Consider the following 10,758-nt stretch of genomic DNA (forward strand, 5'->3'; position numbering starts at 1 on the left):
CTAATCGTACATACTCTTTTCCAGCAGCTTGCGCATTGTCTGTACCAAGAAAGGTTAACAGTCCAAAAGATACAGATAAAACCAGTGCTAATGTTAAAACTTTTTTCAAATTAATTCCTCCGAGCTATATCTTGTATGCAAAGCACTAATTATTTTATCATATAAATATGTAAAAAAATAGTATTTTTTTACCTTTTAGAAATTCCTTAGAACTATTTTTGTCGATTATTCTATTATTCTTATCTCTTAGTATTAATGGTATAGATATATATTCATCAATGTATGTAAAAATAAGCTACGGAAATCCGCAGCTTATTTTTAGGTATTGGTTATACTAGAGGATATTAACAAAGTACAGAAATATATAAATGTAACATCCCTTTATTCAATTGTGTCTTCTTTTACAGGGGTATTAAGTTTATTAATAACAAAGGCTCCTAAACATCCAATAATAATAAAAAGAATTGGCATCATAGGTAAAGCATACCTGTTGAAAGATAAGATACTACTATTAAAGAAAGTTTGGAAAAACAAAAGTAAGGCTAAGAAAATAAGCTCTTTTCTTTGTTTCTTTAATAGCAATAGAACTGCTATTAATGATGCGAATCCAATTATTTTCAAGTAATTACCAATTTTATTAACAACATCAAATGGTAAAAAGATTTCCTTTGGGAAATATTCTTTATGCCATAAGAGTTGAGGCTTTATATAAAGATAACTCTTTATAAAATACTTTGGATTATGTTTCCACCAATAGCTAATTCTCTCTTTAGCTACTTCTTTTTGAGCTTCCATGATTTCGTACTTGTTTGCGTTGGGGTGTTCCTTGTTAATTTGTTCAACAATTTCTGAATAGTTTCCGGGAGTAATTCCTTGCCCATAAAAGCTTCCCAGTAAAAGAGGATTTCCACTCCCTCCTGTTAAAGGAATAAACTGATTATAAGCTGCATAGTTACGAATCCACCATGGTCCCATAACAATCAATAGTAGAACTACACTTACAGAGAACTGTTTCATCATAAGCTTAAAAGGATACTTTTTAATTAATAAATAAATGAACAAAAATAAAGGATATAAAGCAATTTGAACGCGCAAAAACAAAGCAATAAAGTAGAACAGTAACATTATTAAGAATGTACTCATATTTTTCTTCTCTACTAATTTGAGACTAAAATAAATAAGGGCTAGAAAAGCAGGTAAAAATGGGCCCTCTGTTAACGTGATATTATCCATAAGTACTTGGGGCAAGTAAATTGCTAATAAAAAGGCAGCTATTAAACCTGCTTTTTTATTAAATAATTTAACTCCAATTTTATACAGAAGATATATACTTAATGTACCCAGGAGAACAAACATAATTTTTGTAGCGATTAAGCTAGCATTTCCAGGTCCAAATAATAAAATAGGTAACGACAACAACCAAACTTGCCCAGGCATAATATGGACAGTTGGAATTGTGTGTTCTACGTATGTTAACATGCCTGTTTTTAAGAGAACTTCAGCGCTAACACGATAGTTCGCATCATCACTTTGTAAATTTAAATCATAACCATATATAAAAAATGTTAATATTCTTAAACAAAATCCTAATAAAAGGATAGCTATTAAATATTTATTTAACTTCATAAATTACACACTTGCATATTAGGCCTCACTGAGTAGAAGTAAAGCCTATAAATGCTACTCCTATCATAATAAATGTACATCCAATAATTTTATAAACAGTAATCGATTCTCCAAATACAAAATATGCTCCCACAGCAGCCAAAATATAGGCAATACTTTGGATAGGATAAGCAACACTTAGAGGCACTCGTGTGAGAATGAAGAGCCAAAGAACAGTTGCTAGACCATAAAGAAAAAGGCCTGAAAGAACGTAGGGAGATAAGAATAATTTGATAACAGAATAGAAAGACTCAAAAACATTAGATTTAGATTGAAGGCCAAATTTCCATAAAAATTGACCCGAAACTAACATTAGAGTATTAGCTAATATTAATAAAAAATTTACAAGATTCATTTTAACGACGATCCTTTTCTTTTGTTTGCAAATTATGCTTTAGAAATGCTATTTGTTGAGTTAAATCTTTTAATTTATCTTGTTGTTTTGATAAAATGATGTTTTGGTAAATCAAAATATTTAAAACAACGATAAAAGCTAATAAAAATAGTAACGAAGGTGTATACGCGATCCCTATTTTATGAGTTATTTTATTAAAAATAGGTAATAATATAGCAATAATGATTCCTGATAAAGAAACCATCATCCAAAAAAAAGCCACTTGATCCTTTAGCTTGTGTTTACTTGTATAAATTAGTACCTGAATAAAAAATATTAAAGCAATGCATATCGAAACAATTTGTACAGCTGTCATAAAACCACCTAAAATACCTTTCTCACTAGCGAAAAATACGTAACTTTAATCATATAATAAATAGACTTAATCGGAGTTATTGATGAAACTCCGCCCTGTCGAGCATTCATATCTACTCGTATTTCATTAATTTTATATCCTTTTTTAGCTAAGTCTACAACTACCTCCACTTCAGGATAATCTTGCGGATAATACTCAGAGAATTCTTTAATTATTTTGTTGTTTACAATTCGATAACCTGAAGTAGGATCTGTAACTTTATTTCCTGTTAAAAGATGAATTAGTTTATAAAAATAAAAAATGCCTAATCTCCTGATAAAACTCCCTTTATATGCTGTTTTTTCAACAAATCTTGAGCCAATTACCATATCATAATCTTTTGTTTCAATCTCATCGATAAGTTTTTTCAGATCTTTTGGATTATGTTGGCCATCTGCATCTAATTGAACAGCATAATCGTAGTTATTTCGTAGAGCATACTTATATCCTGTTTGCATTGCTCCGCCAATCCCTAAGTTAACTGGTAAATCTAAATAATTAAAGTGGTTTTTCTCTAGTATTTCAAGTGTTTTATCTTTAGACCCGTCATTAATTACAATGTAATCAAATTCTTTTAATGCCTCTACACTCTTTACTGTATCTGTAATACTAGCTTCTTCATTAAAAGCAGGAATAATGATAAGAGATTTCTTCGTCAAAACTTTCACCCCATTAAAAAATTCATGCTAGTTATTAATGGAACCCATATAGTTAATTAGCCTGTATTTTTCTTTTTTTGTTTATGTTTCTTTTTGCACTCCATTTGTAACATTAACTTAATATTTTTCATATTTCAACATATTTTTGTATCACCATAATCTGTTATTTTATACCTTAATATTAGTTTTATAGTTTAGAGGACTAATTAAATTTAAATAACAATATATTGGTTCACACAGAATAAACATTCCGATACTTAATTTATTTAATAAATGTTAAACATCCTGAAAATAAGAAAAAGAAATATACTATGATTTGGTCATAACATTCATATTTTCCCATTTCACTTTGGTTTTAAACGCTAAGATTAAAGTGAAAAAGGAGCCTCATTGGCTCCTTTAATTAATTGTTATCTCTTAGTTAGGTTATTGAGGTGCCAACTTATTCTTGAAGAAGGTTCAATATCACTATCAATATATAGATAATTATCGTTTAAGTTGTCCTTCTTCTTAACTTTAAATACGATATCATACTTTATAGTTGCATTAGAAGGAAGGTTTTCAAACTCTTCAAGTCTAGACGGAATTGCTTCACCCTTAAAAGTATCACCCGTTTTTGAATCCCTCACAAAGTACTTAAATTCTGAAAGATTATAAGGCTTCTTATCTTTGCGTATATTTTTAACTTTAATTTCAGCTGTAACTATACCGAAATTTTTATTACTTTCTTTATATGTGGCCTCTTGTATAGATCTAATACTATAGTTACCTTTAATGCCCTGACCGTAAATTAGAATCCCTTCTTCTAGCAGTCTCTTTGCTTTATGCCTTTCCTGCTTAAGAATTTTTTCACTCCTATTTTGTTCTCCATCTATTGCATTAATTATTTGTACTTTTTCAGCTTTTTTAGCAGAATTAACAGTATTATCTGTACCACAAGCCGTCATTATAGTGGCAATTGTCATGGAGATGCACGTTGTTTTCGTAAATGCCTTCATGGTGAACCCTTTCTATATATACAAAATTTAATTTATATGGATATCTTACACTAAATATAAGGGTCTGTCTGCCTAGCTGACGGAAAAAACATACCTTTGGTCCTCCTAATGCCTTTGTAATCCTTGTCCGTTTCATGAAAAGGTAATTGATTAGGATAACCCCTAGCATATAAAAATCAAGTACATCTTACATAACTACCTACTAATCCCCTACTGCAGTAAGGGTTCTTTTTTATTTTTCGACTGGACATGCAAACTTACTGCAGTAGCTACATAGTATCTAAAGAATCTTAACCTCATTATCTAATTAGTATCTAGTTCAATATCGCTACCGCGTTAATACAAGCTGTATACGCCTCGTGAAGCCGTTTGTGGAACCTGTAAGGGAGCTGAGCCGAAGAGGCGAAGGGGGCGACCGGATGGGTTGAGCTGAAATAACTGAGACATGAAAAGCGAAAAAATAAAAAGAATGAAAGTAGGTATCAACATGAGAAAAACAAAATGGTTTAACTTTCGAAACTTCTTTCAGAAACCTTCTTTAACCTCCTCCATAAATCCTCGTCCTTTTAACGCTTATTCGTTTGTTCCTTTTAGTCCAGTTGCCATGCTTGATCCTACCATTCTAACCATAGGAGGTATTGTCTTAGGAATTGCTATCATCGAACGAATATTAGAACGGTGGGGTGTGATTGATCTAGTCGATCAGTTTTCAAAGATAATGCGCTTTATCTTGCCTGTCACCTTTTATGGGGCCTTATTTTACTTCTTTGCGACGTTTATATTTTAAGGAGGGTTCTAAATGTTTGAGAAACTAAAATTGCGTGGAAAGCTTATTAAAGCGTTTCGTACGGCAGAGATTTATCGAGTCATAAAGCGTGGGGATCGTACCTCCTATCAATTTCCGAAGATCCACCAGATCGATCATCAGCACACCTACACTCGATATGCGTTTTCCTTACTGAATGGCATTAATCCTGAACTTTTAACGAAAAAAAGATGGGCCTTACGACAAGTATTAGGCAGCAATATCGAAATAAATGGCAGCCTGAAGAACTTTAGTATTACCGTTCATCACAAAAGCTTACCTAAGATGCTCAATTATAGGTATGAAGTCATTCATCCTCATATTGAGAAAATGGAGCTTCCCATATGCATTGGTCAAGATATCTATGGAAACCCCGTTTCATGGGATTTTGCCGATTTAGAAACCTTATTGATATCTGGCGAAATTGGAGCCGGAAAAAGCAGTCTCATGCGTGTGATCCTCACCACATGGGTGAAATATACATCGCCTGACGATTTACGTTTGGTCTTAGTGGATCTCAAACGAGCTGATTTAGGACTGTTTCATGGGATTGAGCATGTAGATGCTCTTTGTTTTGAGGCAAAGGAAATGAGAAAACCTTTTGCTTTATTACGAGCTGAAATGTATCGAAGAGGCGATTTATTGTTAGAGCATGGGGTCACTCATATCAGCAGGCTACCTTTTAAGCTGCCTCGTATCGTTGTGGTAATTGATGAAATGTCCATAGTGAAAAGAGAAACGGATCTCGTAGAGATGATTCAACAGTTTGCCAGTCAAGGTCGTGCGTTAGGTGTTCATACGATTATTGCCATGCAGCGTCCCGATGCCGATTTGTTGAATTCAGCACTCAAAGCAAATTTACGGGTTCGGATCTCTGGAAGGCAGGCCGATGCGATAAATGCGAAAGTAGCCGGAGTAATCGGCGCAGAAGAAATCGATGCTGCAGCCAGGGGCCGCATGAAAATTAAAATTGATGAAGTGAAAGAGTTTCAAGCCTATTTCTTAGATGAAGGAGCTTGTAAGGGGATACTTTCACCTTATAAAACGCTCGTGAAAGATCCTGAACCAGAACTAGAAGTGGTATCACAGTCCATCTTTGGGTTATTAGGGACGGAGGAGCAGCGATGAGTTTCCGTTTATCTCAACGTGATAAAGACATCATAGCGTTTATTAATCAATTTAGAGCCGTGGATCGAGACTCATTAGTTGAACTATTCTTTAAACAACTTAAATCGCCCGTAAATGCATGTAATAGTGTGATGGTACGTTTATATCGATTAGGACTAATTGAACGCACACAGCAGTATTCTCCGACGGTCTATTTACCTGTAGATGCAAAGATCAAGAAGAACTCTCAAAAAATATTACATTTTCTTTCTATTTTGGATGTCTATAAGCAAATGTGTTCGTACAGTCTGCCTAAGAATGTCATTGTGGAAGATAAGCCCACTGGAAAAAAAGGAGGAATTGAACCCGATCTGTTTTGCATTTTCAAAGGATCTCCTTTTTGGATTGAAATTCAACGAAATCAGTATTCAGAACAGAAAATGCAGGAGAAAATCCATCTTTACGAGGAGTTTTTCTTTTCGGATGAGTGGAAAGCGTTGCACTGGCAACCAGAAGGTCGATCACCTATCTTCCCTTCGGTTATTCTGATTACGCCTGTTCGGTATGCAGTGTCTTCAGAGCATATACGGATTATTCAAGTAGCAAGTATTCATGAACTTATGGAGAAATATAAGAGTTCTACTAAACAACAGAGGGAAGCAAAACCGATAACACAGTCCTCTTCTGGTGGAATTAGAATCAACTTAACCTAGAGTGCTAAAAATTCAGCCTACAAAAAAAGCTCCTATCTAATTTTGAGCAAATCGAATAAGAAATCAGATAGGAGAAAGAAAAAGACACATATAAAAATATGCGCAAACAAAAGATAGATTCTAACATGTATGAAAATAAACCTCTACGTTATGTTTGCATGTAGATCGGTATGGATAGATAATGGGTAAATTTGATAAATGTAAAAAGATTTCTCCCTCCTCCTGACAAGGAAAGAAGAATCTTTTTACGAGCTGAAATGCATGATGAAATATATCATACCGACCTAATGAATCGTACCATATCTTTATAACAAGAAAGAGGCAGTAGTGTTTCTTTTTATAAAGATACTATTTCAGGTAGGTTACAGCATATATATAAATATATTTTTACTTTTTGTAATTTAAAAATATATAGAGGGGAAATTTAATAATTGATTAAGACAAGTATTAATTTAATGAAAGTTGTCATGGATACTACTATGAAGAGTAACTTAGTTTTTATGAATTATTATCTTAATTCTAGGAAGATTGTTTTATCTAGATATAAGAAGCCTTACAAAGGGGTTTTTTATGGAGTATATAGATAAAGAAGAATACAATATCCTACTTTTTATAGGAACTAGCATATACATGGAAAAAGAATCCTTGGTGGAAATTCGCCGCCCCAAGGATTCTTCATTACATAGATTCAGTTAAGAGATATTATATTAAGTAGAGAAATAGTTCATATCAATTCTTTTTTAGACTTGCAACTCTCCTATTTGTATCTCTACCTGTTTAACCAGTGCTCCTGTATGGACTAAATTTTCCGATTGGTTTATATCTTCTGATATGACTCGGTCATCTTCTAGTGACGAAACGTGTTGTCGAAGTAATTGATATGCAGCTTCTGTACCTATTCCTGATTCTAAAGGCTTTAGAAAATCTAAACCTTGAGCACTGCACATCAACTCAATTCCAAGGACTTTCTCTGCATTCGAAATAACCTTCAACGCTTTCAAAGCAGCAGATGTTCCCATACTTACATGGTCTTCCTGTCCTGCTGTTGTAGGGATCGAATCGACTGAAGATGGATGGGAATATACCTTATTATCAGAGACTAATGCTGCCGCCACATATTGTGAAATCATATACCCTGAATTTACTCCACTCTTCTCAACTAAGAAAGGAGGCAATTCACTAAGCTGAGGGGATAAAAGTCGAAAAACTCTTCTTTCAGAAATATTTGCTAACTCTGAGATAGCAATTGTTAAAAAGTCCATAGCTAGAGCTACTGCTTCGCCATGACAATTAGAAGAAGATATAGCAACCCCTTTTTCTCCTTCATGAAAAATCAGAGGATTATCAGTTGCTGAATTCATTTCCCTCTCCACCACTTCCTTTGCATAATTCATAGCATCTTTACAAGCTCCATGCACTTGAGGAATTGATCGAATACTTAAAGCATCTTGAGTTCTATACTCCTTAAATGTCTCAGCAATTTTACTCCCATTAATAATTTTATGTATATTTGAAGTTGTTTTTTGTTGTCCCGGATGAAGCTTCACTTGGCTAATTCTTGGATCGAAAGCATAGTAGGTTCCACGCAAAGCTTCAAAACTCATCATAGATATAATGTCGGCGGATTTGAGCAAATTCATAGCATCGTAAATTGCTAAGGCTCCAATTCCTGTCATATCAACCGTTCCATTAATAAGAGAAAGTCCTTCCTTTTCATGCAATTCAAGTTCAGAAATACCTATGGACTCAAGGGCTTCTTTTCCACTCATGACTATCCCTTTGTATGTCGCTTCACCCATTCCAAGAAGAACTAAACTAATATGAGCCTGATGATTTAAATAGCCTAAAGATCCTTCTTTAGGAACAATGGGTGTAACTCCTTTATTTAATAATTTAATTAAAGCTTCCACTGTTTCTAGTCTTATGCCTGAATGACCTTGTGAAAAGTTTTGAATCATCATAACCATAATAGCCCTGACCTGTTCTGTTTTTAAAGGCTCGCCTACCCCACAAGCATGGCTCATGATTAATTTTTTTTGCATTTCTTTAGACTCGGTTGTTGAAATTCTAACTTTTGAATTTTCTCCTACACCTGTCGTAATTCCATAGATAACTTGATTCTCTTCTACAAATCTCTCCACTAATTTCCTTGCTTGAATAATACACTTCTTCCTTTTCTCAGAGAGTTCTAGAGAAGCATGATGCCTAGCTACTGCTACCAGATCCTTAATGGTAAGGTTGTCTTCAATTACTACTTTCGTTTCTCTTACTTCAATCAAGGTTACTCCTCCTCAATGTGATGGTATTTAATCTAAAATTAATTTTTATTAGTAAATTTCTGTAGTCAGCTTTCCCTCTCTACAGTGCTAACTTTTTAGAATCTAATGTTTATATAAGAGAGCAAAAGCTGACCTTATTTTGTTTAAGCTTTACGATTCATAGAGTTTAGGGTTGTCTCATCTTCTACATATAAAGGGTTATCTTCTAAAGGGTTACTTGCTTCACTTAGAGAAAGAGATTTTGTTTCAGGCGCCCACATAATTGAAACAATAGTACCTAATAATAAAATCGCGGACATTCCAATCATTGTTGCACCTAATCCCATATTATTTAAGCTCAAAGGCAGTAGAAACGTTCCAACAGCAGATCCGATCCGGCTGAAAGCTGTCAAAAAACCTACTCCCGACCCGCGTATTTCAGTTGGAAATAGTTCAGCAGGATATGTCAATGTTAGATTCGAAGCTGCTGATATAATGAAAGTAAACATTAAAAACAAAGTGATAAGTAAAATATCAGGCCTCTGTAAAATACTCAGCATAAATAAACTTATGGTCATCAATGCAAACGTTCCAATGGTAAAGCTTCTCCGAGAAAGTTTTTCCATAAGCCAAAGTCCAACCAACGATCCAACAATTAGAAATATATTTAGCCAAAGGTCTACTGTGAAATTTTCAGATAATCCCATACTTTTTAATATTGAAGGTAGAAAGGTATAAATAGCGAAATAAGGAATAACAATGCAAACATAAAATATTCCTCCAAAAGTAGTGCGCCTCCAAATTTGTTTGTTAAAAAGTGATAGGTATCCTTGGTTTGGCTGATGCTCTGTTATCTTTTCATCAATTTCTGCATTCATCCCAATGTATTTTTTAACAATCTGGCGTGCCTCTTCATTACGTCCCATGCTGATAAGCCATCTTGGTGATTCAGGTGTACCAATTCTTAATAGCAGTACGATAACTGCAGGAATTGCTGATGTAGCAAGCATCCATCGCCATGATTCAGTATCATTTGAACCTAAATAGTGGCCGACTATGGTAGCTGTAACATACCCAACTGTCCAGAGTACATTTAAAGAAGCTAGTAAGATACCCCGGTACTTTCTAGGCGCGAATTCTGCAAGTAAAGTTGAACCTACGGCATAATCGCCTCCTAGAGCAAATCCTATTATTAGACGTAAAATAAATAGCTCTACTGGACCGTTTACAAAAAGCTGCAAAACAGAAGCAATGGAAACAACTAGAAAATTAAATAAATATATTTTTTGTCTACCTACACGATCGGATAACCCTCCAAGCACTAAACTTCCTAAAAAGAGGCCAATTAAAGCTGAGCTGCCTATTAACCCTTCCCACATGGAATTAAGTTTCATTTCTGGTCCAATTAGAGCAAGAGCTATACCAATAATACCAAGAGCATAACCATCGGTAAAATTAGAGCCAAAAGTAAGTGCAGTAATCTTTAAATGAAATTTGTTAAGAGGAGCATCATCCATTTTAAATTTGTGTTCCGCCATAAGAAATTTACCTCTCCTTCAATTGGAGTAATGTTCTGATAATTTTATTAGCAATAACTTGCAGAGGAGTTTGTATTAATTTTATTCTTCATTTACTTGCTCTTAAATAATCTCACTAAGTGAGATTATTTAAGAGCAAGTAAATGAAGAGATAAATAAGTAGCCAAGCGCTTTTTTGAGAAAGCCTTGGCTTTTTCTTATGTTTCAAAAATTTGTGTGATATTGATAAATGAAAATCTTGGCTATCTTGTAGTAATAATTTGATA

The 10,758-nt window shown here is 34.0% G+C and carries 10 protein-coding genes and 1 pseudogene; 4 read left to right on the plus strand and 7 right to left on the minus strand.

The window, feature by feature from the left end:
* Positions 1-381: 381 nt before the first annotated feature.
* The 5 genes from POF52_RS30605 to POF52_RS30625 form a co-directional block, all read right to left on the minus strand.
* Positions 382-1,626, minus strand: a complete 1,245-nt coding sequence (locus tag POF52_RS30605; RefSeq protein ID WP_271998043.1) for an ArnT family glycosyltransferase — start codon at positions 1,624-1,626, stop codon at positions 382-384.
* Between the two features lie 25 nt (positions 1,627-1,651).
* On the minus strand, positions 1,652-2,020 hold the full coding sequence (locus tag POF52_RS30610) for an EamA family transporter (protein ID WP_177564444.1): 369 nt from the start codon (positions 2,018-2,020) through the stop codon (positions 1,652-1,654).
* Between the two features lies 1 nt (position 2,021).
* Positions 2,022-2,375, minus strand: a complete 354-nt coding sequence (locus POF52_RS30615) for a DUF2304 domain-containing protein (protein WP_271998048.1) — start codon at positions 2,373-2,375, stop codon at positions 2,022-2,024.
* 8 nt (positions 2,376-2,383) lie between these two features.
* Positions 2,384-3,082, minus strand: coding sequence for a glycosyltransferase family 2 protein (locus tag POF52_RS30620; protein ID WP_271998050.1), 699 nt, complete (start codon positions 3,080-3,082; stop codon positions 2,384-2,386).
* Between the two features lie 401 nt (positions 3,083-3,483).
* The gene (locus POF52_RS30625; protein ID WP_271998053.1) at positions 3,484-4,038 is read right to left on the minus strand and encodes a hypothetical protein; all 555 of its coding nucleotides are present in this window, start codon (positions 4,036-4,038) and stop codon (positions 3,484-3,486) included.
* A gap of 520 nt (positions 4,039-4,558) precedes the next feature.
* Between POF52_RS30625 and POF52_RS30630 the strand changes: the two genes are divergently transcribed.
* The 3 genes from POF52_RS30630 to POF52_RS30640 are packed head-to-tail and all read left to right on the plus strand — an operon-like array spanning position 4,559 to position 6,696.
* Positions 4,559-4,858, plus strand: a complete 300-nt coding sequence (locus POF52_RS30630) for a hypothetical protein (protein ID WP_271998056.1) — start codon at positions 4,559-4,561, stop codon at positions 4,856-4,858.
* Positions 4,859-4,870: 12 nt separating this feature from the next.
* Positions 4,871-6,004: an FtsK/SpoIIIE domain-containing protein gene (locus POF52_RS30635; RefSeq protein ID WP_271998058.1), complete on the plus strand. Its 1,134-nt coding sequence runs from the start codon at positions 4,871-4,873 to the stop codon at positions 6,002-6,004.
* The gene (locus tag POF52_RS30640) at positions 6,001-6,696 is read left to right on the plus strand and encodes a hypothetical protein (protein ID WP_271998059.1); all 696 of its coding nucleotides are present in this window, start codon (positions 6,001-6,003) and stop codon (positions 6,694-6,696) included. The genes POF52_RS30635 and POF52_RS30640 overlap by 4 nt, the downstream gene beginning before the upstream one ends.
* Before the next feature lie 740 nt (positions 6,697-7,436).
* Here POF52_RS30640 and hutH read toward each other — a convergent pair.
* Positions 7,437-8,975: a histidine ammonia-lyase gene (gene hutH / locus POF52_RS30645; protein ID WP_271998062.1), complete on the minus strand. Its 1,539-nt coding sequence runs from the start codon at positions 8,973-8,975 to the stop codon at positions 7,437-7,439.
* A 143-nt stretch (positions 8,976-9,118) separates the two neighbouring features.
* Positions 9,119-10,492, minus strand: coding sequence for an MFS transporter (locus POF52_RS30650; RefSeq protein WP_271998065.1), 1,374 nt, complete (start codon positions 10,490-10,492; stop codon positions 9,119-9,121).
* A 162-nt stretch (positions 10,493-10,654) separates the two neighbouring features.
* Here POF52_RS30650 and POF52_RS30655 point away from each other — a divergent pair.
* Positions 10,655-10,750 (plus strand): annotated as a pseudogene (locus POF52_RS30655) (IS6 family transposase); the annotation flags it as partial.
* Positions 10,751-10,758: the final 8 nt, after the last annotated feature.

This window comes from Priestia sp. AB, assembly GCF_028369225.1.
GTDB lineage: Bacteria > Bacillota > Bacilli > Bacillales > Bacillaceae_H > Priestia > Priestia megaterium.

Bases quoted from the DNA above. Each gene is read 5' to 3' on its own strand.
- POF52_RS30605 (WP_271998043.1), bottom strand. From the start codon at position 1,626: ATGAAGTTAAATAAATATTTAATAGCTATCCTTTTATTAGGATTTTGT.
- POF52_RS30630 (WP_271998056.1), top strand. From the start codon at position 4,559: ATGAGAAAAACAAAATGGTTTAACTTTCGAAACTTCTTTCAGAAACCT.
- POF52_RS30610 (WP_177564444.1), bottom strand. From the start codon at position 2,020: ATGAATCTTGTAAATTTTTTATTAATATTAGCTAATACTCTAATGTTA.
- POF52_RS30625 (WP_271998053.1), bottom strand. From the start codon at position 4,038: ATGACAATTGCCACTATAATGACGGCTTGTGGTACAGATAATACTGTT.
- POF52_RS30615 (WP_271998048.1), bottom strand. From the start codon at position 2,375: ATGACAGCTGTACAAATTGTTTCGATATGCATTGCTTTAATATTTTTT.
- POF52_RS30640 (WP_271998059.1), top strand. From the start codon at position 6,001: ATGAGTTTCCGTTTATCTCAACGTGATAAAGACATCATAGCGTTTATT.
- POF52_RS30650 (WP_271998065.1), bottom strand. From the start codon at position 10,492: ATGGCGGAACACAAATTTAAAATGGATGATGCTCCTCTTAACAAATTT.
- POF52_RS30635 (WP_271998058.1), top strand. From the start codon at position 4,871: ATGTTTGAGAAACTAAAATTGCGTGGAAAGCTTATTAAAGCGTTTCGT.